General features: G+C 63.4%; 19 protein-coding genes. 9 read left to right on the top strand and 10 right to left on the bottom strand.

Annotated elements, in window-relative coordinates:
• Positions 1-9: 9 nt before the first annotated feature.
• The 6 genes from hemA (at position 10) to QBK88_RS27310 (ending at position 5,376) form a co-directional block, all read left to right on the top strand.
• Positions 10-1,287 carry a glutamyl-tRNA reductase gene (gene hemA, locus QBK88_RS27335; protein WP_268145538.1) on the top strand — a complete coding sequence of 426 codons (1,278 nt, stop codon included), beginning with the start codon at positions 10-12 and terminating at the stop codon, positions 1,285-1,287.
• The gene (prfA, locus tag QBK88_RS27330) at positions 1,284-2,366 is read left to right on the top strand and encodes a peptide chain release factor 1 (protein WP_268145537.1); all 1,083 of its coding nucleotides are present in this window, start codon (positions 1,284-1,286) and stop codon (positions 2,364-2,366) included. Before hemA ends, prfA begins: the two co-directional genes overlap by 4 nt.
• Complete coding sequence (prmC, locus tag QBK88_RS27325) at positions 2,367-3,197, top strand: peptide chain release factor N(5)-glutamine methyltransferase (RefSeq protein ID WP_277964501.1); 831 nt, start codon at positions 2,367-2,369, stop codon at positions 3,195-3,197.
• The gene (locus tag QBK88_RS27320) at positions 3,191-3,946 is read left to right on the top strand and encodes a molybdopterin-synthase adenylyltransferase MoeB (RefSeq protein WP_277964500.1); all 756 of its coding nucleotides are present in this window, start codon (positions 3,191-3,193) and stop codon (positions 3,944-3,946) included. The genes prmC and QBK88_RS27320 overlap by 7 nt, the downstream gene beginning before the upstream one ends.
• On the top strand, positions 3,939-4,730 hold the full coding sequence (gene murI / locus QBK88_RS27315) for a glutamate racemase (RefSeq protein ID WP_277964499.1): 792 nt from the start codon (positions 3,939-3,941) through the stop codon (positions 4,728-4,730). Before QBK88_RS27320 ends, murI begins: the two co-directional genes overlap by 8 nt.
• Positions 4,731-4,848: 118 nt before the next feature.
• Positions 4,849-5,376, top strand: coding sequence for an acyloxyacyl hydrolase (locus QBK88_RS27310; RefSeq protein WP_277964498.1), 528 nt, complete (start codon positions 4,849-4,851; stop codon positions 5,374-5,376).
• A gap of 134 nt (positions 5,377-5,510) precedes the next feature.
• On the opposite strand, the gene QBK88_RS27305 is transcribed toward QBK88_RS27310, so the two are convergent.
• From QBK88_RS27305 to QBK88_RS27260, 10 genes are all read right to left on the bottom strand, one after another.
• The gene (locus QBK88_RS27305; protein ID WP_277964497.1) at positions 5,511-6,008 is read right to left on the bottom strand and encodes a DUF2878 domain-containing protein; all 498 of its coding nucleotides are present in this window, start codon (positions 6,006-6,008) and stop codon (positions 5,511-5,513) included.
• Positions 6,001-7,266 carry an SAM-dependent methyltransferase gene (locus QBK88_RS27300; protein WP_277964496.1) on the bottom strand — a complete coding sequence of 422 codons (1,266 nt, stop codon included), beginning with the start codon at positions 7,264-7,266 and terminating at the stop codon, positions 6,001-6,003. Before QBK88_RS27300 ends, QBK88_RS27305 begins: the two co-directional genes overlap by 8 nt.
• The gene (locus QBK88_RS27295; RefSeq protein ID WP_277964495.1) at positions 7,259-8,053 is read right to left on the bottom strand and encodes a DUF1365 domain-containing protein; all 795 of its coding nucleotides are present in this window, start codon (positions 8,051-8,053) and stop codon (positions 7,259-7,261) included. The genes QBK88_RS27300 and QBK88_RS27295 overlap by 8 nt, the downstream gene beginning before the upstream one ends.
• Complete coding sequence (locus QBK88_RS27290; protein WP_277964494.1) at positions 8,050-9,291, bottom strand: FAD-dependent oxidoreductase; 1,242 nt, start codon at positions 9,289-9,291, stop codon at positions 8,050-8,052. The genes QBK88_RS27295 and QBK88_RS27290 overlap by 4 nt, the downstream gene beginning before the upstream one ends.
• The gene (locus tag QBK88_RS27285) at positions 9,291-10,070 is read right to left on the bottom strand and encodes an SDR family NAD(P)-dependent oxidoreductase (protein ID WP_445765011.1); all 780 of its coding nucleotides are present in this window, start codon (positions 10,068-10,070) and stop codon (positions 9,291-9,293) included. The genes QBK88_RS27290 and QBK88_RS27285 overlap by 1 nt, the downstream gene beginning before the upstream one ends.
• Complete coding sequence (gene phrB, locus QBK88_RS27280; protein ID WP_277964492.1) at positions 10,060-11,505, bottom strand: deoxyribodipyrimidine photo-lyase; 1,446 nt, start codon at positions 11,503-11,505, stop codon at positions 10,060-10,062. Before phrB ends, QBK88_RS27285 begins: the two co-directional genes overlap by 11 nt.
• 22 nt (positions 11,506-11,527) lie before the next feature.
• The gene (locus QBK88_RS27275) at positions 11,528-12,454 is read right to left on the bottom strand and encodes a MerR family transcriptional regulator (RefSeq protein ID WP_277964491.1); all 927 of its coding nucleotides are present in this window, start codon (positions 12,452-12,454) and stop codon (positions 11,528-11,530) included.
• A gap of 4 nt (positions 12,455-12,458) precedes the next feature.
• Positions 12,459-13,415, bottom strand: coding sequence for a YbgA family protein (locus QBK88_RS27270; RefSeq protein WP_268145517.1), 957 nt, complete (start codon positions 13,413-13,415; stop codon positions 12,459-12,461).
• Between the two features lie 100 nt (positions 13,416-13,515).
• The gene (locus QBK88_RS27265) at positions 13,516-13,743 is read right to left on the bottom strand and encodes a TIGR02450 family Trp-rich protein (RefSeq protein WP_176569902.1); all 228 of its coding nucleotides are present in this window, start codon (positions 13,741-13,743) and stop codon (positions 13,516-13,518) included.
• A complete protein-coding gene (locus QBK88_RS27260) occupies positions 13,740-14,726 on the bottom strand; it encodes an FAD-dependent oxidoreductase (protein WP_277964490.1) in 987 nt (328 codons plus the stop codon). The genes QBK88_RS27265 and QBK88_RS27260 overlap by 4 nt, the downstream gene beginning before the upstream one ends.
• Before the next feature lie 191 nt (positions 14,727-14,917).
• On the opposite strand from QBK88_RS27260, the gene QBK88_RS27255 reads away from it, so the two are divergent.
• The 3 genes from QBK88_RS27255 to QBK88_RS27245 all read left to right on the top strand — a co-directional run.
• The gene (locus QBK88_RS27255; protein ID WP_268145510.1) at positions 14,918-15,820 is read left to right on the top strand and encodes a TIGR01777 family oxidoreductase; all 903 of its coding nucleotides are present in this window, start codon (positions 14,918-14,920) and stop codon (positions 15,818-15,820) included.
• A 14-nt stretch (positions 15,821-15,834) separates the two neighbouring features.
• Positions 15,835-16,860, top strand: coding sequence for a ferrochelatase (hemH, locus tag QBK88_RS27250; protein WP_277964489.1), 1,026 nt, complete (start codon positions 15,835-15,837; stop codon positions 16,858-16,860).
• A 608-nt stretch (positions 16,861-17,468) separates the two neighbouring features.
• On the top strand, positions 17,469-18,471 hold a 1,003-nt coding region (locus QBK88_RS27245; RefSeq protein WP_277964488.1), incomplete at its 3' end, for a hypothetical protein.

Here is an 18,471-nt window from a genome sequence, read left to right as displayed (position 1 = left end):
CGACCTTGAATGGCCTTCCTTGCCCTCGGTATCAACCATAAGACTGCCTCGGTGGACGTGCGCGAACGCGTGGCTTTCACCCCAGAACAGCTGGTTGAAGCCTTGCAGCAGCTCTGCCGCCTGACCGACAGTCGCGAAGCTGCGATCCTCTCTACCTGCAACCGTAGCGAGCTGTACATAGAACAGGACCACCTCGCCGCGGAGACCGTGCTGCGTTGGCTGGCCGACTATCACCAGCTCAGTTACGACGAATTGCGTGCCAGTGCCTACGTGCACGAGGACGACGCCGCCGTGCGCCACATGATGCGCGTGGCCTCGGGCCTCGACTCGCTGGTGCTGGGCGAGCCGCAGATCCTGGGCCAGATGAAGTCGGCCTACGCGGTGGCCCGCGAGGCCGGTACCATCGGCCCGTTGCTGGGGCGCCTGTTCCAGGCCACCTTCAGCGCCGCCAAGCAGGTGCGTACCGACACGGCCATCGGTGAGAACCCGGTGTCGGTGGCGTTCGCCGCCGTGAGCCTGGCCAAGCAGATCTTCAGCGACCTGCAGCGCAGCCAGGCCCTGCTGATCGGCGCCGGCGAGACCATCACCCTGGTCGCCCGCCACCTGCATGAGCAGGGCGTGAAGCGTATCGTGGTGGCCAACCGCACACTGGAACGGGCCAGTATCCTGGCCGAGCAGTTCGGTGCCCATGCCGTACTGCTGGCCGACATTCCCCAGGAACTCGTCAACAGCGACATCGTCATCAGTTCCACCGCCAGCCAGTTGCCTATCCTGGGTAAAGGCGCGGTGGAAAGTGCGCTGAAGCTGCGCAAGCACAAGCCGATCTTCATGGTCGACATCGCCGTTCCCCGCGATATCGAGCCGGAAGTGGGCGAGCTGGATGATGTCTACCTGTACAGCGTCGATGACTTGCACGACGTGGTGGCCGAGAACCTCAAGAGCCGCCAGGGTGCCGCTCAGGCCGCGGAACAACTGGTCAGCGGTGGCGTCGACGACTTCATGGCCCGCTTGCGTGAGCTGGCGGCGGTGGACGTGCTCAAGGCGTACCGGCAGCAGAGCGAACGCCTGCGCGACGAGGAATTGCAGAAAGCCCAGCGTATGCTGGCCAACGGCAGCAGCGCCGAAGACGTGCTGGTGCAATTGGCTCGCGGCCTGACCAACAAATTGCTGCACGCCCCCAGCGTGCAGCTCAAGAAGCTGTCCGCCGAAGGCCGCGTCGATGCGCTGGCCATGGCCCAGGAACTCTTTGCCCTCAATGAGGGCTCCACGGATAAACCCCCGCAATGAAAGCGTCACTGCTCAATAAACTGGATACCATCCAGGACCGATTCGAGGAACTGACCGCCCTGTTGGGCGATGCCGAGATCATTTCCGATCAGGCCCGTTTCCGCGCCTTTTCCCGTGAATACGCCGAACTCGAGCCGGTCGTGGCTGGTTATAAAGAGTGGTTGAAGGTGCAAGCCGACCTGGAAGGTGCCCAGGCGCTGCTCAAGGACAGCGACCCGGACATGCGTGAAATGGCTGTCGAGGAAGTGCGCGAGGCCAAGGAGCAGTTGGTGGTGCTGGAGGGCAACCTGCAGCGCATGCTGCTGCCCAAGGACCCTAACGATGGGCGCAACGTGTTCCTGGAAATTCGCGCCGGCACCGGCGGCGATGAAGCGGCGATTTTCTCCGGCGACCTGTTCCGCATGTACTCGCGCTATGCCGAACGCCGTGGCTGGCGGGTCGAGATCCTGTCGGAAAACGAAGGTGAACACGGTGGCTATAAAGAGGTGATCGCCCGGGTCGAGGGTGAAAACGTCTATGGTAAGCTGAAGTTCGAATCCGGCGCCCACCGTGTGCAGCGCGTGCCGGAAACCGAATCTCAGGGCCGTATCCACACCTCCGCGTGCACCGTGGCCGTGCTGCCTGAGCCCGACGAGCGCGTGGCGATCGAGATCAACCCCGCCGACCTGCGCATTGATACCTTCCGCTCGTCTGGGGCGGGCGGCCAGCACGTCAACACCACTGACTCGGCCATCCGTATCACCCACTTGCCCACCGGCACGGTGGTGGAATGCCAGGAAGAACGTTCGCAGCACAAGAACCGCGCACGGGCCATGTCCTGGCTGTCGGCCAAGCTCAACGACATGCAGACCAGCGCCGCGGCGAATGCCATCGCCAGTGAGCGCAAGTTGCTGGTAGGCTCGGGCGACCGTTCCGAGCGCATCCGCACCTATAACTTTCCTCAGGGCCGAGTGACGGACCACCGCGTCAACCTGACCCTGTATTCCCTGGACGACATTCTCGCCGGTGGCGTGGACGCGGTGATCGAACCGCTTCTTGCCGAGTACCAGGCAGACCAACTTGCGGCATTGGGTGAGTAAATGACGATCATTGCCAGCCTGCTCAGAAGCGCCGAACTGCCGGAGTCGCCGACGGCGCGTCTGGACATCGAATTGCTGTTGGCCGCGGCCCTGGGCAAGAACCGCAGCTACCTGCACACCTGGCCGGAGCGCATTGTCACCACCGAGGCGGCCGCGACCTTCGACGACTACCTGCAACGGCGCCGCCAGGGCGAGCCGGTGGCCTATATCCTGGGACAGCAGGGTTTCTGGAAACTCGACCTGGAAGTGGCACCGCATACCCTTATCCCGCGCCCGGAAACCGAGCTGCTGGTGGAAACCGCGCTGGTGCTGTTGCCGGCCACGCCCGCCAAGGTGCTGGACCTGGGCACCGGCACCGGCGCCATCGCTCTGGCATTGGCCAGCGAGCGTGGTGGCTGGCAGGTAACGGCCGTTGACCGGGTGGCCGAAGCGGTGGCCCTGGCCGAACGCAACCGCGAGCGCCTGCGCTTGGGCAATGTGCGGGTGCTGGAAAGCCATTGGTACGGTGCCCTGGCGGGCGAGCGCTTCCAGATGATCATCAGCAACCCGCCCTACATCCGCGCCGCCGACCCGCACCTGGTGGCCGGTGACGTGCGCTTCGAGCCCACCAGTGCCCTGGTGGCCGGTGCCGACGGCCTTGACGACCTGCGTACCATTATCGCTCAGGCGCCCGCGCACCTGGCGGCTGGCGGCTGGTTGCTGCTGGAGCATGGTTACGACCAGGCCGCCGCGGTGCGCGAGTTGTTGGCCAAGCATGACTTCGAACAGATCGAAAGCCGCGAAGACCTGGGCGGCCACGAGCGCATCACCCTGGGGCGCTTGGTATGCTGAGCGACGAGGAGCTGCTGCGCTATAGCCGGCAGGTGCTCTTGTCGCAGGTCGATATCGACGGCCAACTGAAACTCAAGGCCGGCCGCGCGTTGATCGTCGGCCTCGGCGGCCTGGGTTCGCCGGTGGCGTTGTACCTGGCGGCAGCCGGGGTGGGCGAACTGCACCTGGCCGATTTCGACACCGTGGACCTCACCAACCTCCAGCGCCAGGTGTTGCACGACACCGCCAGCGTTGGCATGAGCAAGGTCGACTCGGCGTTGCAGCGGCTGGCGGCGATCAACCCCCAGGTCAAGCTGGTGGCGCACCGCCAGGCGCTGGATGAAGATTCCCTGGCAGCCGCGGTAGCTGCGGTAGACCTGGTGCTCGACTGTTCCGACAACTTCGGCACCCGCGAGGCGGTCAATGCCGCTTGCGTGGCGGCCGGCAAGCCGCTGGTCAGTGGCGCGGCCATTCGCCTGGAAGGCCAGTTGTCGGTGTTCGACCCGCGACGCCCGGAAAGCCCTTGCTACCACTGCCTGTATGGCCATGGCAGCGAAGCCGAGCTGACCTGCAGCGAGGCCGGCGTGGTCGGCCCGCTGGTAGGGCTGGTCGGTAGCCTGCAAGCCTTGGAAGCGCTGAAACTGCTGGCCGGTTTTGGCGAACCGCTGGTGGGCCGCCTGCTGCTGGTGGATGCCTTGGGCACGCGCTTTCGCGAACTGCGCGTGAAGCGTGACCCAGGCTGCAGCGTGTGTGGGCCGGCCCATGGCTGAGGCACCGGTCGGCGTCTTTGACTCCGGCGTCGGTGGGCTGTCGGTGCTGGGCGAGATTCATGCCCTGCTGCCTCAAGAGTCCCTGCTGTATGTGGCCGACTGCGGGCACATTCCCTACGGCGAGAAATCCCCGGCATTCATTCGTGATCGGTGTGTGGCAGTCGCCGAGTTCTTTCGCGAGCAAGGCGCCAAGGCTCTGGTGCTGGCCTGCAACACCGCGACCGTGGCCGCCGTGGCCGACTTGCGCGAGCGTTACCCTGACTGGCCAATCGTGGGCATGGAGCCGGCGGTAAAGCCAGCGGCGGCCGCTACCCGCAGCGGCGTGGTGGGCGTGCTGGCCACCACCGGCACCCTGCAGAGCGCCAAGTTCGCCGCCTTGCTGGACCGCTTCGCCAATGACGTGAAAGTAGTGACCCAGCCCTGCCCAGGCCTGGTCGAGCTGATCGAGACCGGGCAACTGCACAGCGAAGCATTGCGTGCGCTGCTGCGCCGGTACGTGGACCCGTTACTGGCCGCCGGCTGCGATACCCTGATTCTGGGTTGCACCCACTATCCCTTCCTCAAACCCCTGCTCAGGGGCATGATCCCGGCCAACGTTATCCTGATCGATACGGGCGCCGCGGTGGCCCGGCAACTTCAGCGACTGCTGGCCCAACGCGACCTGCTGGCCAGCGGGCCGGCGCGGCCAGCGCAGTTCTGGACAAGTGCCGATCCGCAACACTTTCGTGAAATCCTACCTATGCTTTGGAAAAATTCTGACATTGTCAGTAGCTTTGTACGATAAATAATCGTAAAAAAACCGTAGGTGGCAATGAACCATCATCGATGTCCGGATTTCTATAGCGTGTCTTTTCCAGACGTATAAAACCAAAAACGGTATTACAGACATAGGATGTTCCCTGATGAAGAAACTGGTCGGCTTGGCTGCGCTTGCAGCCTTTACGTTTGGGCAGAGCATGGCCGCGCATGCACTGGATGGGTCGGTGTCGGTGGGGACCACGGGTGATGGGGGGATGGCGTACCGGCTGGGCTTGCAGTCGGACTGGGACAAAAGCTGGCTGCAGTCCAGCACGGGTCGGCTGACCGGCTACTGGGATGGTGGTTATACCTACTGGGGCTCGTCCAGCCACGGGCCGTCGAACAACACATTGTCGTTCGCGCCTGTATTTCGCTATGAATTCGATGGCGGTACGGTGAAGCCATTCGTCGAGGCCGGCATCGGCGTGGCGTTCTTCTCCAAGCTGGAAGTGGGTGACAACAAACTCGGTACTTCCTTCAACTTCGAAGACCGTGTTGGCTTCGGCCTGCGTTTTGCCGGCAATCAGGAAGTGTCGATTCGTGCGATCCACTACTCCAACGGTGGAATCAGGGAGCCGAACGACGGTATCGAGGCCTACTCGCTGAACTACCGGATGCCGCTGAACTTCTGAGCCCCCCAGGTATACCCTGTGGGCCTGACCCCACGGGGTAAACCGATGGCCAGCAGCAGCGGACCTGGCCGCGTGCCAGGCGCTGCGCGGTATCAGGCACACCATAAGTGCCCTCGACGCGGCCAGGTCCGCCGCTACAGGGGTTGCTCAGTATGGCTCGCCAGGGCCATTGCTCGCCAATGCAAGCACACGAACACCACGGCCCAGATCAGCGCCAATACCCCCACTGTGACCCCCGTGCCAAGGGGAAACCCCACTCCCGCCAACCGTCCGCCGGCGTAATACGACATTGGCCCCGCCACGGCCCCAAGCCCGGCCGCCAGCCACCACGGCCGTGCCGTCCAGGCCAGGCAATGGCGCAAGGTGGTTGCCAGCAACGGCCACAGCAATGCCAGCCACAGGGGGACCAGCCAGCCGTTGGGGTTGAAGTCGAACAGGTTCAGCCACATCAGTGCGCTGTCCAGCAACAGGCCTAACGCAAAGGCTTCTGCCATCAGGCGCCCGTCACCCTGCCACGCCCAGTGCACCGCCAGGATGACCAGCGGCACCAGCAGCCAAGCCGTGTTGCCCCCCAGTACACAGGCAAACCAGCCTATCTGGAACAGCACCGCGTTGGTGGCCTTTTCAAGCATCAAAGCGCCCGAGCAAGGGTTGGGGCTGCGCCGCGGGCTTGGCCAGCAACAGTTGGGCGGTGCCGATGGTGCGCTCCAGGAAACCGCCCTCGCAGTAGCACAGGTAAAACTCCCACAGGCGCAGGAAGTAATCGTCGTAGCCCAGCTCTCGCAGACGGTTGTGGGCGCGGCGGAAGTTGTCGTGCCATAGCCGCAAGGTGCGGGCGTAGTGCAGTCCGAAATCCTCCATGTGCAGCAGGTTCATGTCGGTGTCGCGCCCCACGATCTGCAGCATCGCCTGTACCGAGGGCAAGGCGCCGCCGGGGAAGATATACCGCTGGATGAAGTCGACGCTGCGGCGCGCCTGCTCGTAGCGCTGCTCCCGAATGGTGATGGCTTGCAGCAGCATCACACCGTCGGGCTTGAGCAGGTCCGCGCACTTCTGGAAGTAGGTGGGCAAAAAGCGGTGGCCCACCGCCTCGATCATTTCAATGGACACCAGCTTGTCATAGCTGCCGGTGAGGTCCCGGTAGTCGGACAGCAACAGCGTTACACGGTCTTGCAGGCCCTGGGCCTCGATGCGCTGGCGGGTGTACTCGTACTGCTCGCGCGACAGCGTTGTGGTGGTTACTCGGCAACCGTAGTGGCTGGCCGCATACAGCGCCATGCTGCCCCAGCCTGTGCCGATTTCCAGCAGGTGGTCGCCGGGCACCAGGGCGAGTTTCTGGCAGATACGCTCCAGCTTGTTCAGTTGCGCCTGCTCCAGGCTGTCCTCGGGGCCGGCGAACTGAGCGGCCGAGTACATCATGGTAGGGTCGAGGAACTGCTCGAACAGCTCGTTGCCCAGGTCGTAGTGGGCGGCGATGTTTTTCTGCGAGCCTTTGCGCGTATTGCGGTTCAACCAATGCAGGGCGCGCACCAGCGGCCGGTTAAGGCGCGCCAGACCGCGCTCCATGCCATCGAGCACATCAAGGTTGCTGACGAACACGCGGATCACCGCCGTGAGGTCCGGGCTGGTCCAGTAACCGTGAATAAACGCTTCGCCCGCGCCGATCGAGCCGCCGCTGGCCACCAGGCCCCAGGCCGCCGAGTCATGCACATGGATCTCGCCCACCAGCGGGGACATGCTGTTGCCAAACACCAGGCGGTCATCGCCTTCAACCACCAGCAACTGCCCATGGCGCAGTGAGTTCAATTGGTTCAGCACCCCGCGGCGCAGTAGCGAGCTGGTCAGCCCGTGGGTGCTGAACGGGAGGGCCTTGGCCGGGAGACTATTCATGGCGTCGTTCCTTTGCTTGAGCTGTGGCTGCGCGAAATGAACCGTCCGCCGCGCGATGGTCGAAAAGGGGTATTCGTTTCAGGGCCAGGCGCAACGCCTGCCAGTAGATGGCGAGGCAGGTCTTGGCGGTCATCCAGGGAAAATTCGCCAGTTGCCGGTGCAGGCTGGCGCGGCTCATGGCCTGGCGTTGCAGGTTCAGGGTGGCGTCGAACACTTTGGTTTCACCCTGCCAGTCGGCCATGTGCACGCCCAGGCGTTCGGCGGGCGGGCTGAAGCTCATGCGGTATTCCAGGTCGCGGGGCAGGAAGGGCGAAACGTGAAAGCCCTTGGCCACGGCGAAATGCTCAAAGCCGTCGCCCTGGGCGGGCAGCACATAGTGGTAGCGCTCGCGCCATGGCGTGTTGGTGACCTCGCAGAGAATGGCCACCAGGCGCTCGCTGGCATCGAAACAGTAGAAAAAACTCACCGGGTTGAACGCCAGGCCAAAGCTGCGCGCCTGGGTCAGCAGGCGGATGGCGCCCTGGGGTTCAAAGCCCAGGGCGCTGGCCACGCACTGGCGCACCGCGTCGGTCAGGGGTATTCCCTGGCGGGTGTGCTCGCGCAGATAGTCCGTTTCCCGGAAGGCGAAGGGCGCCCAGCGGCCTTTGCCAGCCAGCGGCGACAGGCCCAGCACCTGCTGTTGTTCCGCCAGGTCCAGGTACAGCAGCCCTATGCGGTAGCGGAACTGGTGGCCACGGGGCAGAAAGCGTCGGTGGCTGACCCAGCCGCTGTACAGGGCGCTGTTCACAGGGCTTCCCCGAAAGCGTGGGCCACGCGCAGGGCGCTGGTGACGCCGTCTTCGTGAAAGCCATTGGCCCAGTAGGCGCCGCAATAGTAGCTGTGCTGCGCCCCCAGCAATTCCTCCCAGCGTGCCTGGGCGGCGATGCCTGCCAGGCTGTACTGCGGGTGCGCATAGGTGTAGCGCGCCAGGATACTGGCCGGGTCGATGTGCGCGGTCTGGTTGAGGCTGACGCAGAAAGTGGTGTCACTGCGCAGGCCCTGCAGGATATTCATGTCGTAGGTGACCGCGGCCGCCTGGCCCTCAGCCAATCGGTAGTTCCAGCTGGCCCAGGCCAGTGGGCGTTGTGGCAGCCGGCCAATGTCGGTGTGCAGCACCACGTCGTTGTCGGCATAGGGCAGGGCGCCGAGAATTCCGGTTTCGGCGGCGCTGGGTTCGGCCAGCAACTTCAGGGCCTGGTCGCTATGGCAGGCAAACACTACCTTGTCGAAACGCTCCGCCCCGCGGGGGCTGTGCAAGGTCACGCCATCGGCGTCACGGTCAACCCGGCTGACCGGGCATTGCAGGTGGATGCGCTCGGCGAAGCCTGCGGTCAGCGGTGCGATGTAACGGCTGGACCCACCTTCTACCACGTACCATTGGGGGCGATGGGTGACCGAGAGCAGGCCATGATTCTTGAAGAAGCGCACGAAGAACTGCAGCGGAAAACCGAGCATGTCCTGCAGCGACATCGACCAGATGGCAGCGCCCATGGGCACGATGTAGTGGTCCACGAAGCGTTGGCCGTAGCCTTTTACCCGCAAGTACTGGCCGAGCGTGGTCTGGGCGGTGATGCGGTGGCTGGCCAGGTCGCTGACGGCTTCGCGGTTGAAGCGCAATATGTCCTTGAGCATGCCCCAGAACCCCGCGGACAACAGGTTTCGGCGCTGGGCGAACAGGCTGTTGAGGTTGTTGCCGTTGTACTCCAGTCCACTGGCCGGGTCGCATACCGAGAAGCTCATTTCGGTGGGTTTGAACGCCACGCCCAATTGGTTGAGCAGGGCGATGAAATTCGGGTAGGTCCACTCATTGAACACGATGAAGCCCGTGTCGATAGCGTGGCGCTCGCCCTTGTGCTCGATGTCCAGGGTGTGGGTATGGCCGCCTATCCAGGCGCCGGCTTCGAATACCTGAACCTCGTGCTGGCGGTTCAGCAGGTACGCGCAGGTCAAACCGGCGATGCCGCTGCCGACGATGGCGATTTTCATCAGGCGTCTCCTTCCGTGGTGGCCTGGCGGACCATGCGCTTGCCGATCCATACGCGTAGCCAGGCGGGCAGCCAGGCCAACAGGCGCAGCACGCCGATGAACAGGGTGGGAAAGGCGATTTCCAATGGGCGCTGCTCCAGCCGGGCGGCGATATAGGCCGCCGCCTGACGGGCACTGACCCGCATGGGCATGGGAAAGTCGTTCTTGCGCGTCAGTGGCGTGTCGATGAAGCCAGGGCTCACTACCGTGACGTCGATGTGTTCGTGAACCAGGTCCAGGCGCAGTGATTCGAACAGGTACCGCAGGCCGGCCTTTGACGCGCCGTAGGCCTCCGACCGCGGCAATGGCAGGTAGGTAACGCTGCTGGATACCCCGACCAGGTGCGGGCGCTCGCCTCTGCGCAGCAGGGGCAGGGCGGTTTCGATACAGTAACTGGTGGCGAACAGGTTTGTGCGGATCACCCGCTCAAACAGTTCGGCGTCGAAGTGCCGGGTGTCCACGTACTCGCAGGTGCCTGCGTTGAGTATCACCGTGTCCAGGGCACCCCAGTGTTGCTCGATAGCGGCGCCCATGGCCTGGACCTGTTGCTGTTCGGTCAGGTCGCCGGCCACCACCAGTACCTGGCCGGGAAAACGCAGGGCCAGTTGTGCCAGCGGCCCTTCGCTGCGCGCGCTCACGGCCAGGTGGGCACCGCTGTGCAGCAGCGCCTCGGCCAGGGCTTCGCCCAGGCCACTGCTGGCGCCTGTCAGCCAGATGCGCCGCGGGGTCTCAGCCATGATGGCCACCGCTGACCTGCCGATGAGGCAGGTTCTTGAAGGCGCTCAGTGCCCGTGCGCGGCTTTCGCCCAGGTCGACGATGGGCTGCGGGTAACCTGCGGGGCCGAACAACCCGCCTGCCTTGGCCGGGTTATGGATGTCCTTGCTGCCCAGGTCATTGAGCTCCGGGAGCCATTGCTTGAGAAACACGCCGTGGGTATCGAAGCGTTCGGACTGGCTGTGGGGGTTGAAGATGCGGAAGTACGGCACTGAATCGGTGCCGGTGGACGAGCTCCACTGCCAGCCGCCATTGTTCGCTGCCAGGTCGCCATCGATCAAATGCCGCATGAAGAACCGCTCGCCTTCACGCCAGTCGATCAGCAGGTTCTTGGTCAGAAACATCGCCACTACCATCCGCAGCCGGTTGTGCATCCAGCCGGTTTCGAGCAGTTGGCGCATGGCCGCATCGATGATCGGAATGCCTGTGCGGCCCCGTTGCCAGGCTTCCAGCTCCCGCGGGGCATGGCGCCACGCCAGGGCCTCGGTCTCGCTGCGAAACGCGCGGTGCATGGACACCTGGGGGTAGCCCACCAGAATGTGCTTGTAGAACTCGCGCCACAGCAGTTCGTTGACCCAGGTGGTGACGCCGACATTACCGCTGTCGAATTCGCCGTGGTTGTGGCTCAGCGCGGCGTGCAGGCATTGGCGCGGGGAAATGACCCCGGCCGCGAGGTAGGCGGATAGTTGGCTGGTACCCGGCCGCGCGGGCAGGTCGCGCTCGACGTGGTAGTCCTCGATGGGCTGGTCGACGAAGTGCGTCAGCCGGCGCCGCGCCTCATCCTCGCCGGCCGGCCACAACGCTTGCAGCGCCGCGCTGGGCGTAGGAAAACCATTGATGTGCCCCGGTACCTTGTCGGCGCCAACGTGCACCGGCGCCTGGGCCTGGGGGGCGCGGACAATGCCGGGAACGCCCTGGTGCAGGCGCTCATGGCACACCTTGCGGAATTGGCTGAACACCTGGAAGTAGTTGCCGCTCTTGGTCAGGATGCTGCCGGGCTGGAACAGCAGTTGGTCCAGATAACTGTGCAAACCGATGCCAGCCTTGTCCAGGGCTGAAGCCACCGCCTGGTCGCGCCGGGTTTCGTTGACGCCGTATTCCTGGTTGCAGTGCACGGCCTCGATGCTGTGCTCCTGGCATAACTTCAGCAAGACGTCGGCCGCCTGGTCCCAGGTGTCGGCCTCGCGGATCAGCAGGGGAATGTGCTTGCTGGCCAACGCTTGGCTGAGCTCGGCCAGGTTGCGCAGCCAGAAATCGACCTTGCACGCGGCGTCATCGTGGCGCTGCCATTGCGTGGGGCTCACCAGCCACACGGCAAGGGTCGGCCCCTTGGCGCAGGCAGCGGCCAGGGCGGTGTTGTCATGCAAGCGCAGGTCGCTGCGCAGCCAGATCAGTTGCATGGGGCTTCCCGTGTGGTTCATGTCACAGAACCCCCAGTTGCTGCAGGCGTTGATGCGCTGCCAGGGGGGTGTCGAGCAAGTGCAGGTGCTCGGTCTCATGTTGATGTACGGCCCAGTCGGCGCGGTGGATGCATACCGTTGGTCCGACAATCAATGTGGGCTCAGTGATGCCCGCCAACAGGCGTGGCAAGTGCGGCAGGTTCAGCGGCTTGCGCGAATACAGCAGCACGGCGCGGGCCTTGAGGCGCTCGGCGGCCAGGGCCAGCTCGCCCGCTGGCAGGGGCCAGTCGAAGACTTCCACGGGGCAGTCGGCGCTGCTGGCCAGCCAGGCACACAGCCACAGGTAGGGTTCCAGTACCAGGTCGCTCTGGTTGACCAGCAACAGCGGCGCGCCGTTGAGTTGGCGGTTGTTGTGGTAGATGCGCGCGCCCAGTTTGCTGCGCAGCCAGGACAGGAAAAACACCCGCTCCATCTGCGCGCCGAACTGGCCTTGCCACCGTTGTTCAAGGTCGGCCAGCAACGGCAGCAACAGGTGTTCACACAGGGTGGTGGGTGGGTACAGCGCCAGGGCCTGGTTGAACGTATCGTCCACCCGCCTTTCCGCCAGTTCGCCGATGGCCTGCATCAGGCTGGCACGCAGCGGCTGCCAGTCACCGCCGCCGGGGTTTGCGGCCAGTGGTGCCTGCGCATCGTCGAGCAAGGCCTTGACCTGGCTCACCGCCACGCCACGGCCCAGCCAGGTCAGGATGTGCTGGATACGCTGCACATGCGCGGCACCATACAGGCGGTGGCCCTTGGCGGTGCGGTGCGGCACGATCAGCCCATACCGGCGCTCCCAGGCGCGCAGGGTCACGGGGTTGACGCCCGTCTGGCGCGCCACTTCGCGAATGGGCAGCCAGCCATCGTTCATGGCTTCGATGGCGTCGTCGTGGGCAGAAGGGATGTGCATGGTGTCAGATCGCATTTCGAAGGCTGAGGTTTTCCGGGTGTGGTTGCAGGTATACCTGTTGGCTCACATACGGGTCGGGGTGCAGGCGAAAGTGGTGTTTGAGCAATGTCAGCGGTACCACCAGGGGCACGATGCCCTCGCGGTACTGTTCGATCAGGTGCTGCATCTCCTGCTTGTCGGCACTGCTCAAGGACTGTTTCAGGTAGCCGCTCAGGTGTTGCAGCACGTTGCTGTGGGTGCCGCGGGTGGCGCAGCGCTTCAGCGCGGCCATCAGCTGGCTGAAGTAGCGCGGGCCTATTTCAGTGGCATCGCCACGGCCCATGGTGCCCAACAGGTGGCCGATCACCTTGTACTGCAGCGGGTTGTTGGCCATCAGTTGGTATTTATAGCGTGAGTGGAAGCGCATCAGCCCACCGCGGCTCAGGCCTTCGGCCAGCAGCGCCTGCCAGTCGGCGTAGGCGTACACCCGCACCATGAAGTTTTCCCGCAGCACTGCATCACACAGGCGGCCGTCTTCTTCCACGGGCAGGTCGGGGTGGGCTGCGCAGAATGCCTGGGCGTAGATGCCGCGGCCGCCCTCATGCTGGGGGGCGCCGTTATCACGGTATACCTTCACGCGCTCCAGGCCACAGGAAGGCGACTTGTGCATGAAGATGTAACCGCTCAGGTCCTTGAGTTCTTCAGCCATCTGCTGGCCATAGGCAGCCAGTGGGGCGGTGACATTCAGGGTCGGGTCCACGGTGCCCAATGCTTGCGGCTGAGTGGCTTCGCCCACCAGGCGTATGGGTTGGCGCGGGATGCCCAGGCCGATGGCGACTTCCGGGCACACCGGCACGAACTCGAAGTGTTCTGCCAGGCTGTGGGTGCACAGCCGTGACTCCTTGTGGCCGCCGTTGTAGCGCACTTCAGCACCCAGCAGGCAGGCGCTGATACCGATGCGGGGTTTGGGCAGGTTGGACATTGGGCGGGCCCTTGTACGTGTAGAAATATTTGTACAGCTTTACTCCATGGTAGGAGTTAAGTTGTACAAGTCAAACTATTTGTACAATTGTTGCCGTCGGTCAACGCCAGCCTAGCAACCAGGTCTCGGCATCTTGCAGGCGCTGCCAGGCCAGGCGTTCAGTGCGCTGGGTGAGCACCGCCTGCAATTCGATATCGATGACGGTGCCTTCTTCATCACGAAACAAAGCCGTGACCAGAAAGTGCTTCTCGCGGTTTACAGGGTGGGCTGCCGTCCATTTGGACAGCAGCAGTTTGCGCGGGTTGAGGCGGTGGGGCGCGGTGGTCATTCCAGGTGTTCAAGCAGTCGGCGCGAGGCTTCCAGGCCGCTCAGCCAGGCACCCTCCACGCGGCCCGACAGGCACCAGTCGCCGCAGGCGTACAAGCCCAGGTCGGCATCGGCAAGGGCGCCCCATTGGTGGGACGAGGCGGGTCGCGCATAAAGCCAGCGGTGCGCGATGCTGAACACCGGCGGGGGCATGGCGCAGTTGGCCAACTCGGCGAAGGCACCATGCAACTGTTCGATCACGTCCTCCTTGGGCAAATCGATGTGCTGCTTGCTCCAACTGCTGGTAGCGTGCAGCACCCAGGTGTCCAGTGCCGCATCACGTCCCGGCTTGCTGCGGTTGCAGGCCAGCCAGTCCAGCGGGCTGTCTTGAACGAAGCAGCCTTGCATGGCGGTCTCCAGCGGCTTGTCGAAGGCCAGGGCGATGGCCCAGGTGGGCTCCATCTGCACGCTGGCAGCGACACCCGCCAGCTTCGGTGCAGCGGCCAGCAACGCCGTCGCCTGCGGGGCGGGCAGGGCAATGATCACGTGGCTGAAAGGTCCGTGGCTGCAACCCTCGGCATCCAGCAGATGCCAGTGGTGCTTGCCACGGAACACTTCAGTGATGCGACAGCCGAACACCGCGTTCATGTCACCGAGCATGGCCTTGGCGATGGAACCCATGCGCGGTGTACCCACCCAGCGCGTCTGCTCGTCGGGGGAAGGGCTGAGTTGCCCGCCGTGTGAGTTGAACAGTTGTGGCTTCCACTCCTCGACGCAGCCGCTGGCTTGCCAGCGCTGAACCTGGTCGACGAAGCGCCGGTCACGGGCGGTGAAGTACTGCGCGCCAAGGTCCAGGGAGCCGGCGTCGCTGCGTTTGCTCGACGCACGGCCACCCGGGCCGCGGCTTTTATCGAAGACATGGGGGGTGTGCCCGGCCTTGAGGAGCGCCTGGGCGGCAGAGAGTCCGGCGATGCCGGCACCGATGATGGCAATAGGTACGGTCATGGTGGCCTCGTTACTTCTTTGCACAGACTACGCTGAAGGACAAACCTGTACAATAATCATTATTGGTATAAGTTGTTGCTGTCCTTTTTCGTTCGCTCTGTATCTGATCTGAGAGCTGTCCGTTGGCAAAAGTGCCTCTCTCATAAAAATAGACTAGCGATTTGCTGTCAACGCCACACGAGGAACCTGTCATGCACATTTTGCTGACCGGCGGTACGGGCCTGATCGGCCGCAAGCTGTGCCAGCACTGGCTGGCGCAGGGGCACCAGCTCACGGTATGGAGCCGACAGCCGGCAAGCGTCGCGCGCCTGTGCGGGCGAGCGGTGCGCGGCATCGGCCGGCTGGAAGACCTGGGCGACGAGCCTCTGGATGCCGTCATCAACCTGGCCGGTGCACCGATCGCCGACCGTCCCTGGAGCGACAAGCGCCGCCAGTTGCTCTGGAAGAGCCGCATCGGCCTGACCGAGCAACTGCTGGCCTGGCTGGAGCAGCGCCAGCAACGCCCCGGCGTGCTGGTCTCCGGGTCGGCCGTGGGTTACTACGGCGATGGGGGTGAGCGTGAACTCACCGAGCAGTCACAACCGGTGCGCAAGGATTTCGCCAGCGACCTGTGCATCGCCTGGGAAGAAACCGCCCAGCGCGCCGAGGCCCTGGGCATTCGCGTGGTGCTGGTGCGCACGGGGCTGGTGCTGGCTGTCGAAGGCGGCATGCTCAAGCGTCTCAAGCTGCCGTTCAAACTGGGCCTGGGCGGGCCCATCGGCAATGGCCGGCAGTTCATGCCGTGGGTACACATCGACGATCAAATCGCCCTGATTGATTTTCTTGTGCACAAGGCCGACGCCAGCGGTCCTTATAATGCCTGTGCACCAGAGCCGGTGCGTAATCGCGAGTTTGCCCGGCGCCTGGGCCGGGCATTGCATCGCCCGGCCTTCATGCCGCTACCTGGCCTGGTGTTGCGCGCCACCTTGGGCGAAATGTCCGATTTATTGCTGGGCGGCCAACGTGCACGCCCGGTGCGTTTACTGGCGGAAGGCTTCGGCTTCCGTTTCAATGACCTGCAAACGGCGCTGGACGACCTCGCCCGGCGCCTCTGAAATTAGGATGTTGCATGACCGATCACGCTTTGCTGCTGGTCAACCTGGGCTCCCCGGCTTCCACCTCGGTGGCCGATGTACGCAGCTACCTCAACCAGTTCCTGATGGACCCCTACGTCATCGACCTGCCGTGGCCGGTGCGCCGGCTGCTGGTGTCGCTGATCCTCATCAAGCGCCCGGAACAGTCGGCCCACGCCTACGCCAGCATCTGGTGGGACGAAGGCTCGCCGCTGGTGGTGCTCACCCGCCGCCTGCAAGCGGTGATGCGCGAACAATGGACCCACGGCTCGGTGGAAATCGCCATGCGCTACGGCGAGCCCTCGCTGGACACGGTACTCACGCGTTTGTCTTCTCAAGGCGTGCGCAACATCACGCTTGCGCCGCTGTACCCGCAATTCGCCGACAGCACCGTGACCACGGTGATCGAAGAAGCGAAGAAGGTAGTGCAGGCGAAAAAACTGCCGGTGCAATTCAAGCTGTTGCCGCCGTTCTATGACCAGCCCGAGTACATCGATGCGCTGGTGGCCAGTACGTCCGCTTACCTGGAGCAATCGTTCGACCACCTGCTGCTCAGCTTTCATGGCCTGCCCGAGCGCCACCTCACCAAGCTCGATCCTACCGGCAGCCACTGTTTCAAGGACGCCGACTGCTGCCGCAACGCCTCGCCGGCGGTACTTGCCACCTGTTACCGGGCGCAATGCATGCGCACCGCTGCAGCCTTCGCCGAGAAAATGGGGCTGCCGGAGGGCAAGTGGTCGGTGTCGTTCCAATCGCGGCTGGGTCGTGCCAAATGGATCGAACCCTACACAGAGGCGCGCCTGGACGAGTTGGCCAAGCAGGGGGTCAAGCGCCTGCTGGTCATGTGCCCGGCGTTCGTGGCGGACTGCATCGAGACGCTGGAAGAGATTGGCGATCGCGGCAGGGAGCAATTTGTCGAAGCAGGGGGCCAGGAACTGGTCCTGGTGCCATGCCTGAACGACAACCGGCAATGGGCTGGAGCCCTGAACCTACTGTGCGAACGCGCACCCGCCATGGCCTGAGGCCGAACGCCTCGGCATTCAGGCAGGCGCAGGCGAAGGTTGAGAGTCAGGTAGCGCGGTCTGCCTGACCCCACGCTCCATGTCGTTCTCGACCTGCCGCCCAACGCCACAAGTACAAGTATCGGCGTCCTATCCCCCTTTGTGGAACCAAGTCCCTCGGTGTCCATGATCAGCTCGTCGTCCCTCCACATTGTTCTCTGCCCGGCAAGCGCTCACGTCATGGCGGTTGAGTTTCTATCGGCGTGGGAAGTAGCTGACATTGTAGGAAACTTCAACAGATATAGTTTAGTGGTTCCTACGTCCTACTCGGATTAGACCCTCTTCCGTACCGGAGTCGTCGCGCATACAAATGGTTTAATCAAGAAGAGTATTGCTCCAGAGAGTCATCAGTACTGGAGTGGTATATGCAAGAGTGGAAGAAGGGAACGACGATGCACCTGAGGGAAGGGGTATATATAACAGCCCCTGCTCCAAACCGTTCACTTTACGCGATAGATATCAATGGCGGGGGAGGACCGGGCCTTGGTGGTGCAGGTCTATCTTCAGTTGCATGGGGGCCGTATGACGCCCATGACCGAGGAAGGAGCAGGGGGCCTACCAAGCCATCGATGGCGCAAGAAGCTACGCTTGTTGAGTTAATGGGCGGTGAACAAAGTGGGGCCATGAATGCATTGGATGGGGAGCATTCAGCAGCCCGGGCAGAAATACCGGCAAAAGTAGAAAGTGCAGTTACCACGGCAACTGCAGCTGGCAATATAGCCTCTCTTCCTCTTAAAGAAGGCATTCGTCGCGAGTTTGAGGTTTTATCCGCACTTGTGGTAGAAAGGCAGAATGGCTACTTGGAGGGCCTGCCGAGAGCACATGCCTTTTTCGGTAGTAACCCGCTTTACCAACTGAGCCCCCAGTTCTTTTTCAAACTTTCCGATAAAGGTGGGTTAGCCTCGCGGGAAGCGCTCGACGCCGGGTTTCAGGAATGGGAGACCTCCTATCGTACCGCTCAGGAACTTAACCTGACGTCGGAACAGCATCGCTTGCTTGTTTCCAGATTGCCGGCGATTGCACAACGTCAGTACCAGGCTGATGAAGCCAATAAAGGCGATGAAACTCTGTGGATCAGCGCCCTTGAGCAACGTATCGCCACCATCAGACTGGAACACCGCTTCAACTTCGAGATTTTGCCCGCGTTTTTACAGGCAGAGCTGATCGGTCACACACAGTCGACGCCCGACTCGCCACTGGTGGCGGCATTATCAGCTGACCATGTAGCCCTCGCGCAGTTAGCGTCGAAGTATGCGGCAGGGGTGCGGCCGCCGGGCGTAAAAAACCCCAACCTGACCCCCCCTTTGGCGAAGCTGGAACTGGCAGCCTTAAAAAACCTCGTCGATTGGCAGGCAGCGAAGTTGGTCGGAGAGCGTTGGGCCGACTACCACTCCTCAACGTTCAATAGCGAGTGCTCCCGCTATTTGTCCGAGTGTGCAGTTGCCATCTCCGGGCTCCAGGCTCGTGCTCAACGGGATGTGGCACTTCTGGAGCAGGCGAATGCGGTTAAGGCGTCCCGTCATGCGGCGGAGCAACAGGCGCAGGAGGCGGCGCGAGCGGCGGCGGAGCAAC

The sequence above is a fragment of the Pseudomonas sp. RIT-To-2 genome (assembly GCF_029623465.1).
GTDB classification, from domain to species: Bacteria; Pseudomonadota; Gammaproteobacteria; order Pseudomonadales; family Pseudomonadaceae; genus Aquipseudomonas; species Aquipseudomonas silvicola.
The sequence above is the reverse complement of the archived record's forward strand: the minus strand, read 5'-3'. Positions and strand labels throughout refer to the sequence as shown.

Excerpts from the sequence above, each read along its gene's own strand:
- hemA (WP_268145538.1), top strand. The coding sequence starts at position 10 with ATGGCCTTCCTTGCCCTCGGTATCAACCATAAGACTGCCTCGGTGGAC.
- prfA (WP_268145537.1), top strand. The coding sequence starts at position 1,284 with ATGAAAGCGTCACTGCTCAATAAACTGGATACCATCCAGGACCGATTC.
- prmC (WP_277964501.1), top strand. The coding sequence starts at position 2,367 with ATGACGATCATTGCCAGCCTGCTCAGAAGCGCCGAACTGCCGGAGTCG.
- QBK88_RS27320 (WP_277964500.1), top strand. The coding sequence starts at position 3,191 with ATGCTGAGCGACGAGGAGCTGCTGCGCTATAGCCGGCAGGTGCTCTTG.
- murI (WP_277964499.1), top strand. The coding sequence starts at position 3,939 with ATGGCTGAGGCACCGGTCGGCGTCTTTGACTCCGGCGTCGGTGGGCTG.
- QBK88_RS27310 (WP_277964498.1), top strand. The coding sequence starts at position 4,849 with ATGAAGAAACTGGTCGGCTTGGCTGCGCTTGCAGCCTTTACGTTTGGG.
- QBK88_RS27305 (WP_277964497.1), bottom strand. The coding sequence starts at position 6,008 with ATGCTTGAAAAGGCCACCAACGCGGTGCTGTTCCAGATAGGCTGGTTT.
- QBK88_RS27300 (WP_277964496.1), bottom strand. The coding sequence starts at position 7,266 with ATGAATAGTCTCCCGGCCAAGGCCCTCCCGTTCAGCACCCACGGGCTG.
- QBK88_RS27290 (WP_277964494.1), bottom strand. The coding sequence starts at position 9,291 with ATGAAAATCGCCATCGTCGGCAGCGGCATCGCCGGTTTGACCTGCGCG.
- phrB (WP_277964492.1), bottom strand. The coding sequence starts at position 11,505 with ATGCAACTGATCTGGCTGCGCAGCGACCTGCGCTTGCATGACAACACC.
- QBK88_RS27275 (WP_277964491.1), bottom strand. The coding sequence starts at position 12,454 with ATGCACATCCCTTCTGCCCACGACGACGCCATCGAAGCCATGAACGAT.
- QBK88_RS27270 (WP_268145517.1), bottom strand. The coding sequence starts at position 13,415 with ATGTCCAACCTGCCCAAACCCCGCATCGGTATCAGCGCCTGCCTGCTG.
- QBK88_RS27265 (WP_176569902.1), bottom strand. The coding sequence starts at position 13,743 with ATGACCACCGCGCCCCACCGCCTCAACCCGCGCAAACTGCTGCTGTCC.
- QBK88_RS27260 (WP_277964490.1), bottom strand. The coding sequence starts at position 14,726 with ATGACCGTACCTATTGCCATCATCGGTGCCGGCATCGCCGGACTCTCT.
- QBK88_RS27255 (WP_268145510.1), top strand. The coding sequence starts at position 14,918 with ATGCACATTTTGCTGACCGGCGGTACGGGCCTGATCGGCCGCAAGCTG.
- hemH (WP_277964489.1), top strand. The coding sequence starts at position 15,835 with ATGACCGATCACGCTTTGCTGCTGGTCAACCTGGGCTCCCCGGCTTCC.